Origin of the sequence: Mesorhizobium sp. M0491, from assembly GCF_040321265.1 — a bacterium.
GTDB lineage: Bacteria > Pseudomonadota > Alphaproteobacteria > Rhizobiales > Rhizobiaceae > Mesorhizobium.
Map to the genome: position 1 here is coordinate 303,537 of NZ_JAMYRE010000002.1, position 23,324 is coordinate 326,860.

A 23,324-nucleotide genomic window follows, 5' to 3' on the forward strand; every position below is an offset into this window, starting at 1 on the left:
CCTACTGCCTACTGCCTACTGCCTAGCCCAAATCACGGAGCACCATTATGAGCACCATTGCCTTCATCGGCCTAGGGAACATGGGTAATCCGATGGCCGCTAACCTGGTCAAGGCGGGGCATGCGGTGAATGGTTTCGACCTTGTGCCGGAAAGCCTCACCGTCGCCCGAGAGCATGGCGTGACTGTGATGGCCAATGCCGTTGCCGCAGCGAAGGATGCCGATGTGGTGATTACGATGCTTCCCGCTGGCAAGCATGTGCTCTCCGTCTACGAAGACATCGCGCCCAAGGCGAAAAAGGGGGCGCTGTTCATCGATTCCTCCACCATCGATGTGGAGTCGGCGCGCAAGGTGCACGCCATAGCCGCCAAACACGGCCTGCTATCCATCGATGCGCCCGTCTCAGGCGGCACCGGCGGTGCCGCAGCCGGCACGCTGACCTTCATGGCCGGAGGCTCCGATGACGCCTTTGCAACCGCGGAGCCGATCCTGAAGCCGATGGCCGGCCGCATCGTCCATTGCGGCGGCGACGGCGCCGGCCAGGCGGCAAAGATCTGCAACAACATGATCCTCGGCATTTCGATGATCGGTGTCGCCGAAGCCTTCGTGCTGGCGGAAAAGCTCGGCCTGTCACACCAGGCGCTGTTCGACGTCGCCTCAACCTCGTCGGGGCAATGCTGGTCCTTGACCACCTATTGCCCGGTGCCCGGCCCGGTGCCGACTTCGCCCGCAAACAGGGACTACAACCCAGGATTTGCAGCAGCACTGATGCTGAAAGACCTGGAATTGTCCCAGGAAGCCGCGCAAAGTGCGGGTGCTGTAACGCCGCTTGGTGCCGAAGCAGCCCAGCTCTATGCCTTGTTCAACGCCCAGGGACATGGCGGCGTCGATTTCTCCGGCATAATTAATTTTCTCAGGGGTAACCCAGCGTAACCCTTGGATTTGGCGGGTTTTTCCGGTTTCCTTCGGTGGAAAAAATGCAAATTTAGATTTGCTTAAGCTCTCGATAACTCCGCGGTAACGATGTCCCTATAAAACGGACTGCGAGGCGGACATATCTCATCCGCCCGGCGCTCCGGATCAGGTCTCGCGTACCGGAGCCCGTAAGTTTCGACAAGTGCCATAAGTTTCGCAAAGTGTTTGCGTAGCGAAGCGCCATGCGTATCTGGCAAAGCCGCGTTCCTGATGGAGCGCGGTTTTTGCGTTTTGCCCTGCAGCACGTTTTGAGACATCGATAACCCGGAAACTGTACTCCGGGATGCCTCACATGCGCCCGCGGGCACCTTCCGGATCATAGGGCGAGTCCGCGATCACCTTGGCCGCGCGGCGCTCGCCGAGGATGGACACCTCGAGCTCGATACCGGGCGACACAAGTTCCAGGGGCAACAGCGCAAGTGCGATGTCGACCGAAAGTGTAGGAGTAGCCCGCAGAGGTGATGTGGCCGACGAGCTCGCCTTCGCGGTAGACGCCCTCGAAGGCGAACGCGCTCGCACCGTCCGTATCGATCGACAGCGTGGCGATCCGGCGTGCCGCCCCCTGCTTCTGTTTTGCGACCAGTGCCGCGCGGCCGATGAAGTCCCCTTTGTCGAGGCTCATGAATCGGTCGAGGCCGCTCTCCCAGGCTGACAATTCGCGCCCGTGTTTAGGCTGCTTTTTTTGCGTTTTGCCCAGCTATATTCCGATTGCAGCATTCGGGATCGGGACATGATCTTCGTTGATCAGCACGATCGGCGCATTGGTTCCCTCGACCCTGACGACCAGCAGGCGCAAGCTCCATGTGCCGGCTGTCCGGACAGCGGTCGAATAGGCCGTGCCCTTGCCCTTGGCGCCGTGGACCGGAATGCCGAACTGGGCGTCGCCGGCCCCATTTGCATTGACGTTGAGATGGCCGCCGACCCAGAAACTGTCGGTCAAATCATCACCCAACGCCGCCTTGACGCGGTCGTCGGCGCGAAGCCTGTCCATCGTCATGTGATAGGCATCGCTGCCTTTCAGGACGTAGGGAATGCTGCCCACCATCGTCGCGCAGCCGCCAATCCCGACAACCCAGACGGCAAGGCCGGCGATTGCCCAGTTGCGCTGCGTCTTGCGAAACTGTTCCGCGTCACGCCAGGCGCGGTTCTGCCAAGCCCAGCGGCTGCCGCGCGCGCCCAGGACGATGATCATGATGATGTTGACGACAGGGATCAGCGCCAGCAACGCGATGAAAGTGCTGTTGCCGATGCCCCAGATCCAGTTGAGGAAGAAGGCGCCCCAGTTCCAGCGGTCGAGTTCGGCTGGAATTTCAGCCGGCTGGTTGAGCGGTTGTCCGGCCATCGTGTCCCCCATCGGTGACGTACCGACTGATTCTAGCGCATGCGCCCGTCAATGCGCAAAATCAAAGTTCTGCAACTTCTGTCAGGTCTTGTTGGACAGCCGGCGAAAATTCGCTTTCACGGCACGGCTTGCCGGCTTCAGCGCGGCGCTGATCGAGCGCTCCGCCGCGACCCCGTTGAACAGCGACGGCGTGCGGCCGGAAAAGATTTCCGGCCAGAACCGCGATGCCGATTGCAGGAAGGACATTTGCGCCGCAAACACGCCTTCGGCCATAGCGGCGGTCTTCTCGTTTACCGCACGCGCGGTCTCCGTGCTCCATGGCTGGCTGCTCCCGCCATCCATGGTCATCAACGGCAGCCGCATCATCGCCACCAGCGGCGCCAGCATCAGGTCGCCGCCGATGCTGGCCGCTTCTTGCGTCCGTCGGCTCTTGCCGGTCTTTCTCATGGAAACAAAACCCCTTGTCGCGGCCGAATCAGCCGCAGCCCCACACACTACGCGCTTGTGGTGGAATTCGTTCGCTCCCCGCGTCAGCATGGCCTCAAGGCTGGGCGCTCCCGCCGAGGAGCGCCCAGCCGAGGGGTCGAGTTCTACCGCTTGCGCAGATCGGCTTGCGCCAGATCCAGCGCCTTCGAGATGCGATCGCAGGCCATATCGATCGTATCGCGGGTCCAGATCAGCGGCGGCGACAGGATCATCGTGTCGCCGGTAGCGCGCAGCATCATGCCGTGCGCGATGGCATGATCGCGCACGGTCACCGCCGCACTTCCAGCCGGCAGGAACCGCTCCTTGGTCGCCTTGTCCTTGACGATCTCGATCGCGCCCATCAGTCCGATCGAACGCACCTCGCCGACCAGATCATGTCCGGCAATGCGCTCCTGCAACGCCTTGGCGAAATAAGGACCGGTGTCGTTCCTGACGCGGTCGACCAGCCCTTCGCGCTCGATGATCTCGAGGTTCTTCAGCGCCACGGCGCAGGCCACCGGGTGGCCGGAATAGGTGTAGCCATGGTTGAACTCGCCGCCCTTCTCGACCAGCGTCGAGGCGATGCGGTCGCCAACCAGCAATGCCGACAGCGGTTGATAGCCCGAGGTCAGAGCCTTGGCGGTGGTGATCGTGTCGGGCTCGATGCCGAGCGTCTGGGCGGCGAACCATTCGCCGGTGCGGCCATAACCGGTGATGACTTCGTCCAGCATCAACAGGACATCGTATTTGCGGCAGATGCGCTGCACTTCCGGCCAGTAGCTTGCCGGCGGTATCTTCACGCCGCCCGCCCCCATGACCGGCTCGCCGATAAACGCGGCAACCTTGTCGGCGCCGGCTTCGAGGATCGCCTCCTCGACAGCCCCGGCCGCGCGCAGGCCGAAATCATGATCGCTCTCGCCAGGCAGCGCCAGTTCATAGGCGTAGGGCATCATCACATGGACGATGTTGGGCACCGCACCGTTGAGCTGCTTGTGCATACCATCCATGCCACCGAGCGAGGTGCCGGCAACGGTCGAGCCGTGATAGGCCATCTTGCGCGAGATGATGCGGTTCTTCTCCGGCTGGCCTTCCAGCACCCAATAGTGGCGCACGAGGCGCAGGGCCGTGTCGTTGGCCTCCGAGCCCGACGAGCCATAGAACACCTGGTTGACGTGCTTCGGCGCGATCTCCGCCAGCTTCTTGGACAGCAGCACTGGCGTCGGCGTCGAGCATTTGAAGAAGGAGTTGTAATAAGGCAGTTCCTTCATCTGGGCATAGGCGGCGTCGGCCAGCTCGTCACGGCCATAGCCGATGTTGACGCACCACAGCCCGGCCATGCCGTCGAGGATTTCAGCCCCTTCGGAATCGTAGATGAAAGGGCCGTTGGCATGGGTGATGATGCGCGACCCGGCCCCGCGCATTTCCTTGTGGTCGGTGAACGGATGCAGATGATGCGCGGCGTCGATCTGCTGAAGCTGCTTCAGCGAATAATTCTGATAGGTCATGTCTGATCTTTCCTCTGGATTCTATCCGGCAAGCCGGGGCGAATGCTTCAGAGGCAGAGAGGTGGCGAATAGCCGATGCGGGCGCACAGCCGCAAAAGCTCGGCGCGCAGCGTACGCGGTGACGGCGTCACCGCGACCCGCAATGCGCGAGCCTCAAATGCGTCAATCAACATCCTGACGAGAGCCATGGAAGCCATCTTAGAGCAAAGGCTGGTCGAGGAGAACCACCCTTTGCTTGGCCCATAACGGAATGAGTCTAGGCCTTGGCTGTCAGCGCCCTCTGCAGGAAGACATATTTCATCGCCGTCTGCGCCGCCTGCGGCCGGCGGTCGCCACGCCCGCCATGGCCGCCCTCGGTCTCCTCGAAGAACAGCGTCCTGGCATGGCCGGCTTCCTGCAGGCGGGCGGCCATCTTGCGCGCATGGCCGGGATGGACCCGATCGTCAGCGGTCGATGTGGTCAGCAGCACCGGCGGATAGGCGGCAGCGGCGTCGACATGCTGGTAGGGCGAGTAGGCTGAAAGCCACTTCGCGTCTTCGGGTTTCGACGGATCGCCGTATTCGGCCATCCACGAGGCGCCGGGCGGCAATTCGGCGTAACGCAGCATGTCGAGCAGCGGCACCTCGATAATGACGGCGCCGAAAAGCTCGGGATGCTGCGTCAAGGAAACGCCGGTCAGCAAGCCGCCATTCGAACCACCCTGGATGCCGAGTGAGCTTGCTGTCGCGATGCCGCGCTTGACGACGTCCTGCGCGACCGCTGCGAAATCATCGAATCCGTTTTGGCGATTGCCCTTGAGCGCCGCTTGATGCCAGGCCGGGCCGAACTCGCCGCCGCCACGGATGCAGGCCTGCACATAGGCATTGCCCTTTTCCAGCCATAGCCTGCCGCGCACGCCGGCATAGCCGGGCAGCAGCGGCACTTCGAAACCGCCATAGCCGTAAAGCAGCGTCGGCACCGGCCCCTTCTGATCGCGCCGCCTGACGACGAAATAAGGGATCATCGTGCCGTCCTTGGAGCGCGCCTCGAACTGTTCCGAGATCAGCGGCGAGGCATCGAAACGCGCCGGCTGCGACTTCACGGTTTCTAGCGTCTCGCCATTGTCGTCAGACCAGATGATCGAACTCGGCGTCAGGAAATCGGTGAAGGAGAAGGACACGCTCGAGCCGAACTGCTCGGCATGGCTGATGCCGACATTGCCATTTTCGGGCAGCGCCACCGGTTTCAGCGACCAGTTGCCATCCTTGCGCTCGCAGACGACGACCTTGCCGCGCACATTGTCCATCAGGCTGATGAACAGCCGGTCCCGCGTGCGGGCAACGCCGGCTATGGAAACGCGATATGCCGGCTCGAACAAGGTTTCGACAGGTCCGAGCGCGCCGATCTTGACCCAGTGCGCGAGATCCAGCGAATAGAGGCCGTCGGGCTTGCAAACCGTGCCGTCGGGCGCCGTCCATGGACTGCGTACGCCGAACACGAGCTGATCCCTGAATATTGCCGTATCGGTCATGTCGTCCGGTAGCGGCAGTTGTTTGTTTTCGCCGGAAGGCAGCCGAAGGAAGATGTGCGAAGCGAAGAAATTCAGCGTTCGAGCCAGGACCAGATAACGTCTGTCACCGTCGTACTCGACAGCGGCACCAACGGCGAGATCCTCTTTCTGCGCCTCGAAGATCGGCGTCGCGTCTTCCAGCTTGGTACCGCGCTTCCACAGCTTTATGACTCGCGGATAGCCGGACTCGGTCTTGTCGGCCTCGTCGAAAGCGGCCGAAACAATCAAGGTGTCCTTATCCAGCCAGCTGAAGCCCGACTTGGAAGCGGGTGCACGAAACCCACCCTCGACAAACGACTTGGTCGCGATGTCGAATTCGCGCATCTCGCTGGCGTCGCCGCCATCCGGCGACATACTCACCAGGCAACGGTTGAAGTCCGGATAGAGTCGGCTTGCGCCGCCAAAAACCCATTTTACCCCCTCCTTCGCCGCAAGCTGGTCGAAGTCGATGATCGTTTCCCAGTCGGGCTTCTCGGTCTTGTAGGAAGCGACGGTCGTGCGGCGCCAGAGGCCGAGCACATTGGTCTTGTCCTGCCAGAAATTGTAGACATGGCCGGCTTTTGCCGCGCCGACCGCGATGTTGTCCTCGGCCGTCATCAGGTCGAGCGCGGTCTGGAACGACGCCTGATAGGACGGATCGCCCTGCAATTCGCCAACCGTGACCTCGTTCTGGCGATGTACCCAGTCCAGTGACTGCTTGGCCGTCCTGTCCTCCAGCCAGAGGAAGGGATCGTCGGTCGAGGGGGTGGAATTCGGCGTCTGGGTGGCAGGCTTGGTCATGAGGTCTCCGATAAACGCGTTGCTTTGAAAAGGCCAACGCCGACAGGCTGTATCGATATTCTCAGCGCACGATTGAGGCTTTCCGCCGACCAGCGAGGCTAGCAATAGCCAGCGCCAGGCACAGCAGCCCAAGCGTGATCGGCAGCCCGCCGGCACCCAAAATATCCATCGCGCCGCCCGCCAGCGGCGGCACGGCGATACCGCCGACGCCCCACATCAAGGAAAAGGCCGCATTACCGGCAACCAGTGCGGAGCCGGTGAAGCGTTCGCCGAGCTCAATGATCGACATCGTGTAGATGCCGTAGGAAACCGCGCCCCAGACAAAGATCATTGGCCAGATGAGCGGCGATTCGATGAGAAGCGGAAGCAGGACGCAGCCGAGCACCGTGATCGCGACGCAGGCGAGCCGCACCAGGCGCGCGGAAAGCCTTTCCGCCAGCAGGCCTAGCGGTACCTGCATAGCGATATTGCCGGCAATCATCACCGACAGCAGCGCCGACATGCGGATCTCGGTAATGCCGTGATGGGTGCCATAGACAGGCAGCAACGCCAGCGCGCCCTGTTCGAAACCGGCGGCGACTATGACGGCAAACAAAAGCAGCCACGCCAGCGGCACGAAACCCAGGACGGAAACTTGATGCCCGGCCTCGTCGACCTTGGGCAAGCGCGGCAGCACCAAGCCCAGGCAGATGCCGCACAGCACGAAGGCGGAGATGCCGACGAGGAAGGGCGGCCAGCCCTCGGTGCCGACTGCAAGCAGGCATAGCGGCCCGGCCGCGAAACCGGCCGAGATGATCGTCGAATAGACACCCATGACGCGCCCTCGCCGCGCCGGCGGCGCCAGCGCGATGACCCAGATTTCGCTCAGCACATAGAGCGGGTTGGTCACCACGCCGATCAGGAAGCGCAGCGGAAACCACAAATAAACATTTTGCGTCCAGCCGATCAGCGCCAGCACGACAGCCGAAAGGGCCGCACAGGTAAGCGCCGTGCGCCCTGCCCCGAACCGCCGCGCCAGCGCCGGGATCAATGGCGACGACAGGATGAAACCAATCGGCGTCATGGCTGCCGACAAGCCGATCATCGCGGGCGAAACGCCTTGGCGCTGCAGGATGAAACTCAGCAGCGGATAGGACAACCCTTGCGCGATGGCGAACACCGAGACGGTCGCGATCACACCGGTGATCGCTGCCCATTGCATCGTCTCGTCCTTGTTCGATTCAACCAAATTCATGTGCGCACCGCTATCGAGGCTGCAGGATTAGCGATTGAGCAACGTGGTGGTAAGCCCCTGGCAGGGGAAAACGGCTTTCTCCGGACAATGCCTGTCAGGAGGTTGGGCCTGTCAGGAGGTTGGGCCTGTCAGGAGGTTGGGCTCGTCAGGAAGCTCGGCGCACGGACGACCGGTACAGCGCGAACATCACCAGCACCGCGTCGAGGCCGGCGATCACGACCGGCAGCCCGAGCGGGCCGATGCCTTGCATGAGCAGGCCGGCACCGGGTGGGCCGACGATGCCACCGATGCCCCACATCAGTGCAAAGGCAGCGTTGCCGGCGACCAGCACAGAGCCCTTGAACCGGCTGCCGAGTTCGACCAATGCCATGGTGTAGACGCCGTAACCGACCGCGCCCATCACCAGCAGCACGACCCAGATCAACGGCGTTGTGATCAGCAGAGGCAGCAAAAGCGCGCAAACGGTTGTTGCCAGCGCGCAGACGATGATCATGGCGCGTGCGCCAAAACGCTCCGCCAGAAGACCGAGTGGTATCTGCAGCAGGATGTTTCCGAGGGAAAGCGCCATCACCAGCGAGGCCAGAACGGCTTCGGCCAGGCCGTAGCTGGCGCCGAAGACGGGGACCAGCGCATAGGTGCTCTGCTGGACCGCCGCCGAGACAAGCACGGCAAGCAGCAGCGCCGGCGCCATCCTGGCAAAGCCGACGAGGCCGCTGGCAGGCTGGCCGTCATCCTCGAAACCGGTGAGCTTAGACGAGACCGCGTGCAGGATCACCGCGCAGAGCGCGAAACCGGCGACGCCGACCATGAAGGGCGCCCAGCCCGACGTACCGAGCAGGGTCAGCGCGAATGGTCCGGCGGCGTAACCGGCGCCCATCAGCGTGTTGAACACGCCCATCACCCTGCCGCGCCGCGATGGCGGCGCCAGCGACAGTGCCCACACCTCGCCGAGAATGTAGAGCGGGTTGATGACGACGCCGATGATAAAGCGGATGACGAACCAGGCCACCCAGTCCTGCAGATAGCCGATGCCCAGGAAGCAGAGCGCGCCGATCAGCGAGCAGCCGACCGCCAGGTTGCGCCCACCGACCAGCCGCACCGCGGCCGGCACGAAGGAAGCCGAAAGGATCAGCCCGAGCGGTATCATCGCCGCCGACAAGCCGATCAGCGCCGGCGACATGCCCTGTTTCCGCATCAGCGCGTGAACAGCGGCGAGCTCAACCCCTGCGCAGCGCCGAACATGGCAAGTGCCGCGGTGACGCCGGCAAGCGCTGCCCATTGCGTTCCTGCTTCGCCTTCGCTCGAGCCGGTCGCGACCATGCTGCCATCCAAATGAACTGCTGGCCATCCGGCCGGCAAGCCGAGTAGCTATCGGTTCGATCCCGGGAAAGGAAGGGCCGGCCGCCGAAATCCGCTTAAGCCAACGAGGCGGCGGGATCAGGCCGATGTCGTGGCCGCGCAACTGCCGTTCCGACATGTCGCTTCCCTCGCCCTAGTGGTCGCCGCCTCCGCAATGGCTGGGCAGCCGCCGGTCCATTATGCCGCCCGCTATCGCATCCTACGAGGACCATCATGACCGCCGCCCTACAACCCTTGGAACCGGCATTGGCCACTGACCGCGCCCGTCGCGGCGGCCGCGCCGGAAAGCGCGCCGGCGGCTCGGCCGCGTTCGAGCAGCCGGCTTTTCGCCAGCTGAAGAACCCGCTGGCGCCAACCAGGCTGGTCTCCGACGACGAGCTGGAATCGATCCACCTCGCTTCCCTGCGCGTGCTGCGGGAAATCGGCGTCGACGTGCTGCACGACGAGGCCCGCAGCATCATGAAGGCGCATGGCGCCGATGTGCGCGACGGCAGCGAACGGGTGCGCTTCGACAGCGACATGATCCTGGAACTGGTGTCGCACTGCCCGTCGGAGTTCACCATCCATGCCCGCAATCCCGCTCACAATGTGCGCTTTGGCGGCAACAATGTGATCATCTCGATGATGGCGTCAGCGCCCAATTGCTCCGACATCGATCGCGGCCGCCGGCCCGGCAACCAGCAGGACTACCGCAACTTCCTCAAGCTTGCGCAGATGCACAACATCCTGAACTGCACGGGCGGCTACCCGGTCGAGCCGACCGATATCCATCCGTCCGTCCGCCACCTCGAATGTATCCGCGATCTCAGCGTGCTGACCGACAAGGTGTTCCACATCTATTCGCTCGGCAAGGAGCGCAATGTCGACGGCATCGAGATCGCCAGGATCGCGCGCGGCATCAGCCACGAGCAGATGCTGGAAGAGCCGTCCGTCTTCACCATCATCAACACCAATTCGCCGCTCAAGCTCGATGTGCCGATGATGGAAGGCATCATCCAGATGTCGAGCAAGGGCCAGGTCGTCGTCGTCACGCCGTTCACCCTGTCGGGGGCCATGGCGCCTGTCACCATCGCCGGCGCACTGGTGCAGCAGAACGCCGAGGCGCTTGCCGGCATCGCCTTCGCCCAGATGGTGCGCAAGGGCGCGCCCGTCGGCTATGGCGGCTTCACCTCCAATGTCGACATGAAGTCCGGTTCGCCGGCGTTCGGCACGCCGGAATACATGAAGGCGCAGCTTGTCGGCGGCCAGCTTGCCCGCCGCTACAACATCCCCTACCGCACCTCCAACACTTGCGCCGCCAACACGGTCGACGCGCAGGCGGCTTATGAAAGCGTGTTCTCGCTGTGGGGCGCCATCCAGGGCGGCGGCAATCTGATGATGCATGCCGCCGGCTGGCTCGAGGGCGGCCTGCGCTGCTCCTACGAGAAGACCATCCTGGACATCGACCTGCTGCAGATGGTCGCCGAATTCCTGACCCCCCTCGATCTTTCCGAAGAGGCACTCGGCTTCGACGCCATCCAGTCGGTCGGCCCTGGCGGCCATTTCTTCGGCACGCAGCACACGCAGGACCGCTACAAGACCGCCTTCTACTCGCCGATCCTCTCCGACTGGCGCAATTACGAGACCTGGGCGGAAGCCGGCTCGCCGACGGCGCTCGAAAAGGCCAACAAGGTCTGGAAGGAGCGGCTGGCGTCCTATGAGGAGCCTTACATGGACCCGGCCATCCGCGAGGAACTCAACGCCTTCGTCGCCAAGCGGCGGTCCGAAGGCGGCGCGCCGACCGATTTTTGATCGGCCGTGTTGTTGATGAACAGTCGACCCCCACTCCGTCGAGCTGCGCTCGACACCTCTCCTCCAATCGACGGCGGAGAGGGAAGGCGCGAGCTTATGCCGGCTGGCGCCCTTCCTCTCCCCCCGGAGGGGTCATCCGATTCAATCTCTTCAAAAACGGACTTATCTAGATGAAATCTCACGTAAAAGCGGTTGTCATCGGCGGCGGCGTCGTCGGCTGCTCGGTTCTCTACCATCTGGCCAAGGCCGGCTGGACCGACATCATGCTGATCGAGCGCTCGGAGCTCACCTCCGGCTCGTCCTGGCATGCGGCGGGAGGCTTCCACACGCTGAACGGCGACCCCAACGTCGCCAAGCTGCAGGCCTATACGGTGCAGCTCTACAAGGAGATCGAGGAGATATCCGGCCAGTCCTGCTCGCTGCACCTGACCGGCGGCGTGATGATGGCTGATACGCCAGAGCGCATGGATTTCCTGCGGCTGGCTCACGCCAAGGGCCGCTATCTCGGCATGGACACAGAGCTGATCACCCCGTCCGAAGCCAAGGCGATGTTTCCGCTGATGGACGAGACCAATTTCGTCGGCGCCATGTGGGATCCGGTGGAAGGCCATCTCGATCCGTCGGGCACCACCATCGCCTACTCCAAGGCGGCAAAAAAACTCGGCGCCGAGATCGTGCTGCGCAATCGCGTTGTGGAACTGACACAGGAGGTCGACGGCACCTGGAACGTCGTCACCGAACAGGGCACGGTGAAGGCCGAGCATGTCGTCAACTGCGGCGGCCTGTGGGCGCGCGAGATCGGCCGCATGGTCGGCGTCGAGCTGCCGGTTCTGGCCATGGAGCACATGTATCTCTTGACCGAGCCGATGCCGGAGGTCGAGGAGTTCAACAAGTCGACCGGCCGCGAAATGATCGGCGTGCTCGACTTCAAGGGCGAGATTTACACCCGCCAGGAGCGCAACGGCATCCTGCTCGGCACCTATGAGAAGGCCTGCAAGCCGTGGTCGCCGGTCAACACGCCGTGGGATTTCGGCCATGAATTGCTGCCGCCGGACCTCGATCGCATCGCGCCGTCGCTGGAAATCGGCTTCAAGCATTTCCCCGGCATCGAGAAGGCCGGCATCAAGCAGATCATCAACGGCCCCTTCACCTTCGCGCTCGACGGCAACCCACTGGTCGGCCCGGTGCAGGGCCTGACCAATTTCTGGTGCGCCTGCGCCGTGATGGCCGGCTTCAGCCAGGGCGGCGGCGTCGGCTTGGCGCTGTCGAACTGGATGGTCCATGGCGATCCCGGCTTCGACGTCTGGGGCATGGATGTCACCCGTTTCGGCGAATGGGCAGGCCTGCGCTACACCAACGCCAAGGTGCGCGAAAACTATTCGCGCCGCTTCTCCATCCGCTTCCCCAATGAGGAACTCCCGGCGGCACGCCCGGCGCAGACGACCCCGCTCTACGACACGATGCTGGCCAACAACGCCGTCATGGGCGACAGCTGGGGACTTGAGACACCGCTCTGGTTCGCACCTGAAGGCAAGGAACCCAGGGATATCGTCTCCTTCCACCGCTCCAACGATTTTGGGCCGATCGGCGAGGAAGTGCGCGCCACGCGTGAGCGTGTCGGTGTCACCGAGATCGCCAATTTTGCCAAATACGAAGTCTCGGGACCCGCGGCCGAGGATTTCCTCAACCGGCTGATGACCAACCGCATGCCGAAGACCCGCCGCATCGTGTTGACGCCGATGCTCAACGAATTCGGCAAGCTGATCGGCGACTTCACCATCGCCAAGGCGGCAGAAGACCGCTTCATGATCTGGGGCTCGTCGGCGGCGCAGAAATACCACATGCGCTGGTTCGAGAAGCACCTGCCGAAGGACGGAACGGTGCGCATCCACCGCTTCGACCAGACCCTGGTCGGCCTGTCGATCGCCGGGCCGAAATCACGGGACTTGCTGCAGAAACTGGTCGATGTCGACGTCTCGACAAAAGCCTTCCGCTTCATGGATTTCCGCGAGATGGCGGTTGGCGGGGCGCCCTGCATGGTCAACCGCATCACCTACACCGGCGACCTCGGCTATGAAATCTGGATGGTGCCGGCCTACGAGCGCCTGGTTTACAAAGCGATCAAGGACGCCGGCGAGGAATTCGGCCTTGTCGATTTCGGCATGCGCGCGCTGCTCTCCATGCGCCTCGAAAAGAATTTTCCGACCTGGTTCCGCGAGTTGCGGCCGATCTACGGCCCGTTCGAAGGGGCGATGGACCGCTTCATCAAACTGGAGAAGAACGACTTCATCGGCCGCGAGGCTGCCGCCAAGGAACAGGTCGAGGGTCCGAAGCTGCGCCGCGTCTCCTTCATCGTCGATGCCGCCGACGCCGACGTCATGGGCGACGAACCGATCTGGGCCAAGGTCAGCAAGGACTACGGCACGGTGGAAAAGCCGCATGGCTATGGCGCGCCACGCTTCGACAAGGGCGGCAAGGAAATACGCGGCTCCAAGGCTGCCGAAGGCGCGTCCGCCGTGCGCGGCATCGTCGACGGCGACTGGCGCGTGGTTGGCTGGGTCACGTCGGGCGGCTATGCGCATTATGTGCAGAAGTCGATGGCGCAAGGCTATGTGCCGGCGGCTCTTGCCGAGGACGAAAGCGCGGGCCTGTTCGAGATCGAGATCCTCGGACACCGCCGGCCGGCCCGCATCAACGTCGAAGCGCCTTTCGACCCGAGCGGCGAGAAGATGCGGACCTGAGGTTCGACCATGGACAGCGCGGGGCCGAAGGGCAGCTTTGGCCGCCATCGCAAGATCATGCCGTTCGAGCCAGGCTCGATCGAGGCCCTCCGCGACGCCTCCCGCCGGAAGGCGGCTTCGCTCAACCAGCATGTGCTGGGCTATGGCGCGCAGGCCGAAGCTGAATGGGCCGCGGCAGGCATTGCCGCGCCCGATCTGCCTGCCATGCGTCAATACCGGCTGGAGCGTATCCGCGCCGAGCTGAAGCGGCGCGGCTATGCCGGCGCCCTGCTCTACGACCCCGTCAACATCCGCTACGCCACCGACTCGACCAACATGCAGCTGTGGGTGGCGCACAACCCGACGCGGCATTGCTTTGTCGCCACCGACGGCCCGGTGGTGCTGTTCGACTATTTTTCCTGCGAGCACCTGTCCGATCATTCCGGCGTCGTCGACGAGGTGCGGCCGGCGGTGTCGTGGATGTACCTCTATAGCGGCGAGTTGACCGAGCAAAAAGTCCGCCGCTGGGCCGCCGGGATCGCCGATCTGGTGAAAGAGCATGGCGGCGGCAACAGCCGCATCGCCGTCGATCACATCAACCCGGAAGGCGTCGAGGAACTGGCGCGGCTTGGTATCTCCATCGGCAATGGCGAAGCGGTGATGGAAAATGCGCGGCTGATCAAGTCGCCTGACGAAATCCTCGCCATGCGCCGCGCCATCGTCGCCTGCGAGGCGGCGATGGGCGAAATGGAACAGGCGCTGAAGCCTGGCATTTCCGAAAATGAGTTGTGGGCGGAACTGCATCGCGGCAACATCGCGCGCGGCGGCGAATGGATCGAGACCCGGCTGCTGACGTCAGGTCCGCGCACCAACCCATGGTTCCAGGAATGCTCGTCACGCAAGATTGTATCAGGCGACCTCGTCGCCTTCGACACCGACCTTATCGGCCCCTACGGCTTCTGCGCCGACCTGTCGCGGACATGGCTGTGCGGCGATGCAAAGCCGACCAATGAACAGCGCGACCTGTTCCGTATCGCCGCCGATCAGATCGAGCACAACACGGCACTGATGCAGCCGGGCATCTCGTTTCGCGACCTCGTCGAGCGCTCGGCCGTGCCACCGGGAGACTGCTTCCCGACGCGATACGGCGTGCTCTATCATGGCGTCGGCCTGGCCGACGAGTATCCGACACTACCGCATGCCAGCGACTGGACATCGGACACGCCGGACGGCGTGCTGGAACCGGGCATGGTGCTGTGCGTGGAAAGCTATATCGGCCGGCTTGGCGGGCGCGAAGGCGTCAAGATCGAGGAACAGATCCTGATTACCGAGACCGGCAACGAACAGCTCTCAACCTACCCGTTGGATGCGAGGCTGCTCGGCTAGCCCGGCAAGGGCCTCGCGCAACGCCCCAACCGTCTTTTCCGGTGTCACCGCGGCGGTGATGTAAGGCAGGCCTTTGCGCCGCCCGGTCCAGCCGATGACCACCACCTTTTTCGCCGCCGGCTCGAAACGCTGCGCCAGTGCCCAGCTCTCGCAGTCGATGGCCGCTATATCGGCCTTGCCCTCGGCAATTGCCACGATCGAGGAACGGTGCCCACCGCTTTCGCTGCGCGAGGCAAAGAGGTCAAGGCTCTCGCCCATCGCCTCCAGGTCGCGCGTCAAACCGAGGAACCCCGACATCGAATCGAGGCTGTTGAAGGTGAAGCGCTTGCCACGGATGCGATCGAGTGGGACCAGCGGGCTGCCGTCATTGGGCGAGGCAACCGACGGCGCGCCATCCGCCAGCATGACGATAGCGCTGGAATAGAGCTCGCCCTGCCCGCCTTCGTAGGCGTCGTAGCTTGGCTGGGCGACCACCTGCACATGCCTGGACAGGCCGAGTTCCATCGGCCCCCAGCAGGTCTGCGCGAACAGCAGCGCCGGGTGCAGCCACAGTCTGTGAAAATCGAGTTCGTCCGGCGGCAATGTCGCTGGATCGGGTGCGATCAATGCACCGGCAGCATCACGAATTCCGCCCGGCACCGGCGGCAGGTCACCATTGCGACGCGCGATGGTTTCCGGCGCGTCAATGCCCTTTCCCCGGAAAGCATCGCGCAGCAGCACCCATTGCGCGTCGACCTCGCCGCGCACTTCGGGCCAATCATACATCGGCAACGCCGCAACCAATTCACTCATGCCGATATCAAATCATCATGTCGGGAAAAAGGATCGCAAAAACGCGGCGTCCAATCAGAATTGGCCGACACGGACCCCCGGATAGGCCGGATTATTCCTTGGGCGGCTCGGCGGGAACCGGCGCACTGCCAAGCCCGCTGATGCTGCGCGCCCTGATGCGCGGCTTGAAGGCCCTGCCCGGCTCGGCTTGACGCCGCAGCACCGGGTGCACGATCGGCTCTTTTGCCTTGAAGGCGTAAGCCTTGATCAGCGCGAAATAGTTCGGATAGGCATAGCCATTGTTCATCCGCAGCCATTCCTCACGGCGGTCACGAAACAGCTTGGGTAGCTTGTACCAGGCCACGGTCGGGGTCTTGTGGTGGACGAAGTGCAGATTGTTGTTGAGGAACAGGAACGACAGCGGCGAACGCTCGACGATCACCGTGCGACCTTCCGGATGTTCCGACCATTGATGCTCGGCGAACGTGCGGATCGAGATCAGCGACTGGCCGAGCCAGACCGGCACGAGAATGTAAAGCCACAGCGGGATGCCGAAGCCGAACTGGACGATCGGCAGCACGACGGCAAGGCCGATCGCGTGCAGCAGCCACGCCTTGCGGATCGCCTTGTCGCCGGCGAACATCTGCTTGGCGTCGTCGATGAAGAAGCCGACGCAGGACAGCCACGGGCCGAGCACGAAGCGGCCGGCCATGGTGTTGTTGATCTTGAGCAGGAATTTCATCGTCGGCGGCAGCTCGTCATGCTGCCAGAGCGCCTGGTAATAACTCTCTGGATCGTCCAACGGGTCGGTCAGCCGCTCGTCGGCGTGGTGGCGCAGATGGATGGTCTTGAAGCGGCGGAATGGCCAGACCAGACCGATCGGCAGGAACACGAAGGCTTCGTTGACCCGTGCATTGCGTGTCGGATGCCCGTGCAGCACTTCGTGCATGATCGACGATTGCAGTGCGGCGGTCAAAGCCAGGATGGCGAGCGCCAGGACGGGGTAGGATGGCCAGAGCAGGAAACCGGTGGCGAGCCAAGTTGCGTAACAGAAAAAGGCGAGTACCACGGTCGGCCACTCGATGGCCGGTGCGCTGTGTCGCCTGATGCTCTTGCTCGTCATGCTATCGACCACTGTCCCTCAGTCGCCGGAAACCCCAATTGGCTCCTGACAGCATAGTGTCAGGAGAAATGATTCCACTCAACGAGACAAAGTGCACAAACTGTTGCGATTGCGCATTTTCGGCCGCACATGTTATACATTGTAAACAAACTTAGGGATTCATTTACGCCTGAGGCGCGCTCGGAAGCGATTCGGCGCAAATTTTTCCTCAATCGAGGTGGAGCCCGCACATGGACAAGCGCGACCTGTCGACGATCTTCCGCGAACGCCTGAAAATGCTCTTGACACGCTCCGACCTGAACCAGTCGGCCTTCGCGACCGCGGTCGGCATCGACCGCTCGGCGCTATCGCAGCTGCTGTCCGGCGCCTCGACCCGCCTGCCCCGCGCCGAAACGCTGCTCAACATCGCCGCCGAGTTCAAAGTGTCGCTGGACTGGCTACTCGGTCTCAGCCAGGACGAGGGCCTCACCGGCGAAATCCGCGAGAGCCTGGAGATCGAGGAGGCACCCGACGGCTTCGACCGCACCCTGCTGGCCAAATGGCATGCCGAGGCGGCCGGCACCAAGATCCGCTACGTGCCTGCCGGCATTCCCGATCTTCTGCGCACCGAAGCGCTGGTCGACTACGAAGCCGGCATCACCAACAAGAGCCGCCTGGCGCAGGCCGGAGAAACGCAATACCGCATCGACTACAACAGGCGCCCGGAAACCGACATGGAAGTCTGCATGCCGCGCCACACGCTGGAGATCTTCGCCCGCGGGCTGGGTGTCTGGGACCGTTTCCCCGAAGCCGACCGGCGCGCCCAGTTGCTGCACATGGCGACGCTGCTCGACGACCTCTACCCGACCTTCCGGCTGTTTCTCTATGATGGGCGGATGCGCTATTCGATCCCCTACACCATCTTCGGCCCCTATCGTGCCGCCATCTATGTCGGCGACATGTATCTGGTGCTCAACGCCACCCAGCCGATCCAGACGCTGATCCAGCATTTCGACAATCTGATCCGGGCTGCCGACATCAATGCGCACGAGGCGTCCGGCTTTGCGCACAGGCTGGCCGGCATGTCGTTCCCAACAGGCACTGTCTGATTTTCGGCAGCCAAGATCACCACCGCGCCATGGCTCAAGGCGCCGCATGGGCGAACTCCGTCCTAGCTATTCATTGACTACACATAAAGACTTCTTTATATCCTTATCCGACTTCGAACATGAAAGCCAATCCGATGACGACCACCAACCCGATCGATGCGCTGCTGGCTGAAAAGGGCGTGCTGCTGGCCGATGGCGCCACCGGCACCAATCTATTCGCCATGGGTCTGGAGGCCGGCGAGGCGCCCGAACTGCTGAACGAGACGGCGCCCGACACCATCACCAGCCTGCACCAGAATTTCGTCGATGCCGGCGCAGACATCATCCTCACCAATTCGTTCGGCGGCACCCGTCACCGTTTGAAGCTTCACCATGCGCAGGACCGCGCGCATGCGCTGAACAAGCGCGCCGCCGAGCTTGCTCGTGCCGTCGCCGACAGAGCCGGCCGCAAGGTGATCGTCGCCGGTTCGGTCGGCCCGACCGGCGAATTGCTGGTGCCGCTGGGCGCCATGACCTATCACGAGGCGGTCGACGCCTTCGCCGAACAGATCGAGGGTCTCAAGGCCGGCGGCGCCGAAGTTGCCTGGATCGAGACGATGTCGGCTCCCGACGAGATCCGCGCCGCCGCCGAGGCGGCCATCCGCGTCGGCTTGCCCTACACCTACACCGGTTCCTTCGACACCGCCGGCCGCACCATGATGGGTCTGCTGCCGAAGGATATCCACGGCGTCACCGACGGGCTGTCGCAGGCGCCGCTCGGCGTTGGCGCCAATTGCGGCGTCGGCGCCTCCGACATCCTGGCCTCGCTGCTCGACATGACCGAGGCGAAGCCGGAAGCGACGGTGATCGTCAAGGGGAATTGCGGCATTCCCGAATTCCGCGGCACCGAGATCCATTATTCCGGCACACCCGAACTGATGGCCGACTATGTCAGGCTCGCCGTCGATGGCGGCGCCAAAATTATCGGCGGCTGCTGCGGCACCTCGTTCCAGCACCTCGCCGCCATGCGCAAGGCGCTCGACGCGCACACCAGGGCGGATCGTCCGACGGTTGCCGCGATCGTCGAACGCATCGGTCCGATGCGCAACAAGGTGGCGACGGAAAACACCGCCGAGACCAGCGAAGCCCGCCGCGAGCGCCGCCGCAGCCGGGCCTGACCCATCGGTTTTCGACTATTCGCTGTTGTCGGCGTAGCTCGACTGCGCCGACTTGAAGTCGACCACATTGTCGCCGCGCATCGTCATCAGCGCGCCTGAAGCGCTGGGGTCGGTGATCTGTTCCAGCATGATGCGGAACCGGTCGTTGGTCAGTGCCGACAGGGCGGTATGGCGCGCCTGCGCGACATCGTCACTGATACGCCTGGATTCCGATGATGGGGCCGATGAAACCGCCGAGGCGTCTGGCGCTGGGGGTATCGAGTTGGCGATAGTCCTGATCTGCAATTTCGGCTCCCTCAAGCCCAGTACACCTGTCCTGCGTAACAAGGAGAGGGTTGCCATCCAGTACCGGAAATGCCGCGCAATTTAACGACCCGGAAAATCCGCGAAAAAAGGCCGGCAAGATTTCCCTCGCCGGCCTGCCTCACCCGCCCGTAGGTCGGTTTCCCCTGTCAGAACGATCCCATCTGAAAGAAACCGGCCGTCATCACCACTACCGGTTACCGCCCAGCGCCGAGGCAAGGCGCACAAGTGAAAGGAACTCGGACCTGTACCCAAACGGGTCGGCTCCTCGAGCGGCAGTGGCGATCTCCATGATCTTGTCGTAGCCAAACTTCGCGGTCGCATCCTCGTCGCGCAGCTTCTGGCCGAAGGCGGCAACCGCGACGGAGAAGCGCTGATCGGCGCTGGCCTGGTCGAAGGACGAAATCTCGTTGGCCGAGGTCACCGGCGTGGTGATCAGCTTCGAGACGTCTTCATTCGGCAGCTTGTAGCGGATCTTGACGAAGGCATATTCGTCCGCGTTGGCGACGCCGCCATTGTCCACCGACGCCTGGCCGTAGCGCAGCGGATCGATCTGCTCGCCGCCGCTGCCCTTTGGCGTGATTTCATAGATCGCGGTAACGGAATGGCCCGAACCAATGTCGCCGGCATCGACGCGGTCATTGTTGAAATCCTCGCGGTTCAAGGCGCGGGTCTCGTAGCCGATCAGGCGATATTCCGAGACCTTGTTCGGGTTGAACTCGACCTGGATCTTCACGTCCTTTGCGATAGTGAACAACGTCGACGAAGCATCCTCGACCAGCACCTTTTCGGCCTCGGCCAGCGTATCGATATAGGCGGCGGTGCCGTTGCCGTTCTGCGCGATGGTCTGCATCATCTGGTCGTTCAGATTGCCGCGGCCGAAGCCGAACACCGACAGGAAGACACCGCTCTTGCGCTCGCTTTCGATCAGCCGCTTAAGGTCGTCGTCATCGGTCTGGCCGACATTGAAGTCGCCGTCGGTGGCGAGCATCACCCGGTTGACGCCGTCCTTGACGAAGGATTTTTGCGCCAGCCTGTAGGCTTCCTTGATGCCCGCCTCACCGGCCGTGCTGCCGCCGGGCGTCAGATTGTCGATGGCGCTGAGGATCTTGTCCTTTTCGGACGCCTTGGTCGGCTCCAGGACTGTGCCGGCGTCACCGGCATAGGTGACGATCGAAATGGTGTCGTCGGCCTTCAGCTTGCTGACCAGCAGCCGGAAGGCCGATTTGAGCAGCGGCAGCTTGTCCGGCTCGTCCATCGAGCCCGAGACATCGATCAGGAACACCAGATTGGCCTTCGGCTGCTCGGTCGGCTTGACGTCAAAACCCTTGATGGCGACATGCATCAGCCTGGTCTGCGTGTTCCACGGCGTCGGCATGACGCTGACGGTCGAGTTGAACGGCGTCGCGGCGGAGTCCGGCCCCTTCCAGTCATAGGGGAAGTAATTGATCATCTCCTCGACGCGAACAGTATCGGCTTGCGGCAGAGTGCCTTGCTTCAGCGAACTGCGCACGAAGGAATAGGACGCCGTGTCGACGTCGATCGAGAAGGTCGAGACCGGGTCCTCGAGTGCCGCATGCACCGGATTGGTCTTGAAATCCTCGATACGGTCGCGATTTTCCTCCTGCGGCAGCATCTGGTCGGCCGGCGCCATAGCCGGCTGCTGCGGCGCCATCAGCTTCGACTCCGCCGCCATGCGGGCTCGCGAGGTGCTGGGTACACTTGCAGCGCCATCCAGTGCGAATTCACCTGTCGGTGCCGGTGGCGCAGGCTCGGCCAGCACACCGCGCTCCAGCGCATTTTGTTGTGCAGCGCCCCCAGCAACGGTCGATTCGGATTTCTGCGGCGAGGCCGGCGCCACAAGCGCATCGGTGGCGTCGCGGCTTTCCACATCGGCGTCCGCCTTCTTGTCCTTCTCCAACTCGCCGCGAGCCGGCTTCGGCTCGGCGGTCGTCGGCTTCACCGTCGTCGGCTTGTCGGCCAGCGTCTCGCTGATCTTCTCGTCGCCGCCGAATTTGGGCGGCTGTTCCCTCAGCAAATGGAAGGTGGCGTATCCGGCGATCGGCAGGGCGACGAGCCCGGCAAGGGCCGGCGTGGCAATAAGTTTCTTTTGCATGATCTCGCTCCAGAGCTTTTGTGCTCGCTCTGTGAGACGAAGCCCGCCAACCGATCCTTGGGAGACAGCAGAAATATTTTCCTGATCATAGGCGCGCAGGGCGGCCTCGAAGGCACGTGCCTTGGCATCCTTGGCGGGCGCCGGTGCTGCGATATCGCGCAGTCTGTTGAGTTCATTGTCGTCGACCATGGTCACACTTCCCCGGCCGCGCGCATCAGCGTCTTCAGCCGTTTCTTCGCTTCATGGATGTGCCAGGAAACCGTCGTCTCCGAGATCGCCATCGCCTCGGCGGCGGCCGCGTGGCTCAATCCTTCGCCATAGACCAAAAGCACGGCGTCGCGCTGCTTGTCCGGCAATTGCCGCACCGCGGCCCATAGCGCTTCGGCGGGGTCTTCCGGTTCGATCGACGCCTCGCCCGAGATCAGTGCATGGACGCAATAGGCCTCTGTCTTGACTGTCTCGCGGGCGGATTTGCGCATCATGTCGCGCGCGGCGTTCAGGGTCACGGAATAGAGCCATGTGGTGAAGGCGCCGCCGCCGCGATAGTCGCGGATCGCCTTGCCCAGCCTGACGCAGACTTCCTGGGCTATGTCTTCGGCATCGGCCTTCCTGCCGCACCAGCGATAGGCAGCGCGATAGACGAAGTCATAGTGCCTTTCCAGCAATGTGCTGAAGGCCCCCCTGTCTCCGCCCTTCGCCCGCCCGATCAGTTCGGCGTCGGAGGCTTCGCTCTCATCCAGCATCATCGCCATCATTTGCCTGTTGGACGAAGGCTAATGGCTAATCCTTGGGGCAATGGAAAGATTTTTTTGGAAACCGCCGGATCGTGACCGCCGGCACCCCGCTTGACACATCCATATCTCGGCGGTTATACGTCAATCAATAGCCACCGGGTTATCGATCCAAAATGAACAACGCTCACGACGTCCTCTTCAGAACGCTCTCCGATCCGACGCGTCGTGCGATCTTCGAGCGCCTGTGCCGGCAAGGCGAGCAGACGGTCGGTGCCCTGACGGCTCAGTCGGGGGTCTCGCAGCCGGCGGTGTCGAAGCATCTCGGCGTGCTCAGGCAGGCCGGGCTCGTGCGTGACCGCCATCAAGGACGGCAGACCCATTACAGCGCCCAGCTCGCAGCACTTTCCCCGCTGACCGACTGGACGAACCAGATGAATGCGTTCTGGCAGAGCCGGTTCGATGATCTCGAAAATTTGCTCAAAAGAATGGACCAATGACCAACATCGCGACCGAAACGCGCTCCGTCATCGTCGAACGTGAGATCCCCTATCCGCCGGAGAAAATCTGGCGCGCGCTGACCCAGCCGCATCTCATCGAGGAATGGCTGATGAAGAACGACTTCCAGCCAGTCGTGGACCACCGTTTCAAGCTGCGAAAGGAACCGCAACCTGACGTGAGCATCGTTGTCGACTGTCAGGTAACAGCCGTCGAGCTGAACAAGACACTGTCCTACACGTGGCAGGCCTATGGCCTTGAGAGTGTCGTCACCTGGACTCTCCTGCCGACCAGCACGGGCACCCGGTTGCGCATGGAACAGTCCGGCTTCCGGCCGGATCAGGAGCAGGCGTATCGGGGCGCGACGAGCGGGTGGCGGCAGTACTTTACGAATCTGAGTCAAGTCCTGGCGCGGATAGATTGAAACCTGCC

The 23,324-nt window shown here is 63.0% G+C and carries 18 protein-coding genes and 2 pseudogenes; 8 read left to right on the forward strand and 12 right to left on the reverse strand.

The features are described 5' to 3' along the window. The first annotated feature begins 47 nt into the window (after positions 1 to 47). Positions 48 to 932 carry a 3-hydroxyisobutyrate dehydrogenase gene (mmsB, locus tag NKI69_RS03465; RefSeq protein ID WP_023812281.1) on the forward strand — a complete coding sequence of 295 codons (885 nt, stop codon included), beginning with the start codon at positions 48 to 50 and terminating at the stop codon, positions 930 to 932. A 330-nt stretch (positions 933 to 1,262) separates the two neighbouring features. On the opposite strand, the pseudogene NKI69_RS33520 reads toward mmsB, so the two are convergent. From NKI69_RS33520 to NKI69_RS03505, 7 genes and pseudogenes are all read right to left on the reverse strand, one after another. Then, a pseudogene (locus tag NKI69_RS33520) lies at positions 1,263 to 1,596 on the reverse strand (glycine cleavage T C-terminal barrel domain-containing protein). Between the two features lie 75 nt (positions 1,597 to 1,671). Continuing rightward, entirely contained in the window at positions 1,672 to 2,316 is a 645-nt protein-coding gene (locus tag NKI69_RS03480; RefSeq protein WP_023812283.1) for a cytochrome c oxidase assembly factor Coa1 family protein, read from the reverse strand. Between the two features lie 81 nt (positions 2,317 to 2,397). Beyond that, positions 2,398 to 2,763: a hypothetical protein gene (locus NKI69_RS03485; protein ID WP_023812284.1), complete on the reverse strand. Its 366-nt coding sequence runs from the start codon at positions 2,761 to 2,763 to the stop codon at positions 2,398 to 2,400. A gap of 143 nt (positions 2,764 to 2,906) precedes the next feature. Next, positions 2,907 to 4,286: an aspartate aminotransferase family protein gene (locus NKI69_RS03490; RefSeq protein ID WP_128303967.1), complete on the reverse strand. Its 1,380-nt coding sequence runs from the start codon at positions 4,284 to 4,286 to the stop codon at positions 2,907 to 2,909. A 256-nt stretch (positions 4,287 to 4,542) separates the two neighbouring features. Next, positions 4,543 to 6,615 (reverse strand): prolyl oligopeptidase family serine peptidase, encoded by a 2,073-nt coding sequence (locus NKI69_RS03495; RefSeq protein WP_023812285.1) that lies wholly within the window; start codon positions 6,613 to 6,615, stop codon positions 4,543 to 4,545. A 61-nt stretch (positions 6,616 to 6,676) separates the two neighbouring features. After that, positions 6,677 to 7,849, reverse strand: a complete 1,173-nt coding sequence (locus tag NKI69_RS03500; RefSeq protein WP_023812286.1) for an MFS transporter — start codon at positions 7,847 to 7,849, stop codon at positions 6,677 to 6,679. Between the two features lie 145 nt (positions 7,850 to 7,994). After that, positions 7,995 to 9,169, reverse strand: a pseudogene (locus tag NKI69_RS03505) (MFS transporter). 252 nt (positions 9,170 to 9,421) lie between these two features. On the opposite strand from NKI69_RS03505, the gene NKI69_RS03510 reads away from it, so the two are divergent. From NKI69_RS03510 to NKI69_RS03520, 3 genes are all read left to right on the forward strand, one after another. Continuing rightward, complete coding sequence (locus NKI69_RS03510; RefSeq protein WP_023812287.1) at positions 9,422 to 10,999, forward strand: trimethylamine methyltransferase family protein; 1,578 nt, start codon at positions 9,422 to 9,424, stop codon at positions 10,997 to 10,999. Between the two features lie 170 nt (positions 11,000 to 11,169). Then, positions 11,170 to 13,740, forward strand: a complete 2,571-nt coding sequence (locus NKI69_RS03515) for a GcvT family protein (protein ID WP_023812288.1) — start codon at positions 11,170 to 11,172, stop codon at positions 13,738 to 13,740. 9 nt (positions 13,741 to 13,749) lie between these two features. Further along, on the forward strand, positions 13,750 to 15,105 hold the full coding sequence (locus tag NKI69_RS03520; RefSeq protein ID WP_023812289.1) for a M24 family metallopeptidase: 1,356 nt from the start codon (positions 13,750 to 13,752) through the stop codon (positions 15,103 to 15,105). On the opposite strand, the gene NKI69_RS03525 is transcribed toward NKI69_RS03520, so the two are convergent. Continuing rightward, positions 15,070 to 15,897 carry a phosphate/phosphite/phosphonate ABC transporter substrate-binding protein gene (locus tag NKI69_RS03525; RefSeq protein ID WP_023812290.1) on the reverse strand — a complete coding sequence of 276 codons (828 nt, stop codon included), beginning with the start codon at positions 15,895 to 15,897 and terminating at the stop codon, positions 15,070 to 15,072. The two genes, NKI69_RS03520 and NKI69_RS03525, sit on opposite strands and share 36 nt — an antisense overlap. 91 nt (positions 15,898 to 15,988) lie before the next feature. Continuing rightward, positions 15,989 to 16,999 (reverse strand): fatty acid desaturase, encoded by a 1,011-nt coding sequence (locus NKI69_RS03530; RefSeq protein ID WP_031213520.1) that lies wholly within the window; start codon positions 16,997 to 16,999, stop codon positions 15,989 to 15,991. A gap of 230 nt (positions 17,000 to 17,229) precedes the next feature. Between NKI69_RS03530 and NKI69_RS03535 the strand changes: the two genes are divergently transcribed. Then, positions 17,230 to 18,087: a helix-turn-helix domain-containing protein gene (locus tag NKI69_RS03535; protein ID WP_023812292.1), complete on the forward strand. Its 858-nt coding sequence runs from the start codon at positions 17,230 to 17,232 to the stop codon at positions 18,085 to 18,087. 134 nt (positions 18,088 to 18,221) lie between these two features. Further along, the gene (bmt, locus tag NKI69_RS03540; RefSeq protein ID WP_023812293.1) at positions 18,222 to 19,244 is read left to right on the forward strand and encodes a betaine--homocysteine S-methyltransferase; all 1,023 of its coding nucleotides are present in this window, start codon (positions 18,222 to 18,224) and stop codon (positions 19,242 to 19,244) included. 15 nt (positions 19,245 to 19,259) lie between these two features. On the opposite strand, the gene NKI69_RS03545 is transcribed toward bmt, so the two are convergent. The 3 genes from NKI69_RS03545 to NKI69_RS03555 form a co-directional block, all read right to left on the reverse strand. Beyond that, positions 19,260 to 19,529, reverse strand: a complete 270-nt coding sequence (locus tag NKI69_RS03545) for a hypothetical protein (RefSeq protein WP_023812294.1) — start codon at positions 19,527 to 19,529, stop codon at positions 19,260 to 19,262. Between the two features lie 208 nt (positions 19,530 to 19,737). Further along, positions 19,738 to 21,852: a VWA domain-containing protein gene (locus NKI69_RS03550; RefSeq protein WP_023812295.1), complete on the reverse strand. Its 2,115-nt coding sequence runs from the start codon at positions 21,850 to 21,852 to the stop codon at positions 19,738 to 19,740. A gap of 2 nt (positions 21,853 to 21,854) precedes the next feature. Next, positions 21,855 to 22,415, reverse strand: a complete 561-nt coding sequence (locus NKI69_RS03555; protein ID WP_023812296.1) for an RNA polymerase sigma factor — start codon at positions 22,413 to 22,415, stop codon at positions 21,855 to 21,857. Positions 22,416 to 22,570: 155 nt separating this feature from the next. Between NKI69_RS03555 and NKI69_RS03560 the strand changes: the two genes are divergently transcribed. Next, positions 22,571 to 22,894, forward strand: a complete 324-nt coding sequence (locus NKI69_RS03560; RefSeq protein ID WP_023812297.1) for an ArsR/SmtB family transcription factor — start codon at positions 22,571 to 22,573, stop codon at positions 22,892 to 22,894. Next, entirely contained in the window at positions 22,891 to 23,316 is a 426-nt protein-coding gene (locus tag NKI69_RS03565) for an SRPBCC family protein (RefSeq protein ID WP_128303959.1), read from the forward strand. Before NKI69_RS03560 ends, NKI69_RS03565 begins: the two co-directional genes overlap by 4 nt. Positions 23,317 to 23,324: the final 8 nt, after the last annotated feature.

Excerpts from the sequence above, each read along its gene's own strand:
- NKI69_RS03495 (WP_023812285.1), bottom strand. The coding sequence starts at position 6,615 with ATGACCAAGCCTGCCACCCAGACGCCGAATTCCACCCCCTCGACCGAC.
- bmt (WP_023812293.1), top strand. The coding sequence starts at position 18,222 with ATGACGACCACCAACCCGATCGATGCGCTGCTGGCTGAAAAGGGCGTG.
- NKI69_RS03520 (WP_023812289.1), top strand. The coding sequence starts at position 13,750 with ATGGACAGCGCGGGGCCGAAGGGCAGCTTTGGCCGCCATCGCAAGATC.
- NKI69_RS03480 (WP_023812283.1), bottom strand. The coding sequence starts at position 2,316 with ATGGCCGGACAACCGCTCAACCAGCCGGCTGAAATTCCAGCCGAACTC.
- NKI69_RS03555 (WP_023812296.1), bottom strand. The coding sequence starts at position 22,415 with ATGGCGATGATGCTGGATGAGAGCGAAGCCTCCGACGCCGAACTGATC.
- NKI69_RS03485 (WP_023812284.1), bottom strand. The coding sequence starts at position 2,763 with ATGAGAAAGACCGGCAAGAGCCGACGGACGCAAGAAGCGGCCAGCATC.
- NKI69_RS03490 (WP_128303967.1), bottom strand. The coding sequence starts at position 4,286 with ATGACCTATCAGAATTATTCGCTGAAGCAGCTTCAGCAGATCGACGCC.
- NKI69_RS03560 (WP_023812297.1), top strand. The coding sequence starts at position 22,571 with ATGAACAACGCTCACGACGTCCTCTTCAGAACGCTCTCCGATCCGACG.
- NKI69_RS03500 (WP_023812286.1), bottom strand. The coding sequence starts at position 7,849 with ATGAATTTGGTTGAATCGAACAAGGACGAGACGATGCAATGGGCAGCG.
- NKI69_RS03530 (WP_031213520.1), bottom strand. The coding sequence starts at position 16,999 with ATGACGAGCAAGAGCATCAGGCGACACAGCGCACCGGCCATCGAGTGG.
- NKI69_RS03510 (WP_023812287.1), top strand. The coding sequence starts at position 9,422 with ATGACCGCCGCCCTACAACCCTTGGAACCGGCATTGGCCACTGACCGC.
- NKI69_RS03550 (WP_023812295.1), bottom strand. The coding sequence starts at position 21,852 with ATGGTCGACGACAATGAACTCAACAGACTGCGCGATATCGCAGCACCG.
- NKI69_RS03525 (WP_023812290.1), bottom strand. The coding sequence starts at position 15,897 with ATGAGTGAATTGGTTGCGGCGTTGCCGATGTATGATTGGCCCGAAGTG.
- NKI69_RS03515 (WP_023812288.1), top strand. The coding sequence starts at position 11,170 with ATGAAATCTCACGTAAAAGCGGTTGTCATCGGCGGCGGCGTCGTCGGC.
- mmsB (WP_023812281.1), top strand. The coding sequence starts at position 48 with ATGAGCACCATTGCCTTCATCGGCCTAGGGAACATGGGTAATCCGATG.
- NKI69_RS03565 (WP_128303959.1), top strand. The coding sequence starts at position 22,891 with ATGACCAACATCGCGACCGAAACGCGCTCCGTCATCGTCGAACGTGAG.
- NKI69_RS03535 (WP_023812292.1), top strand. The coding sequence starts at position 17,230 with ATGGACAAGCGCGACCTGTCGACGATCTTCCGCGAACGCCTGAAAATG.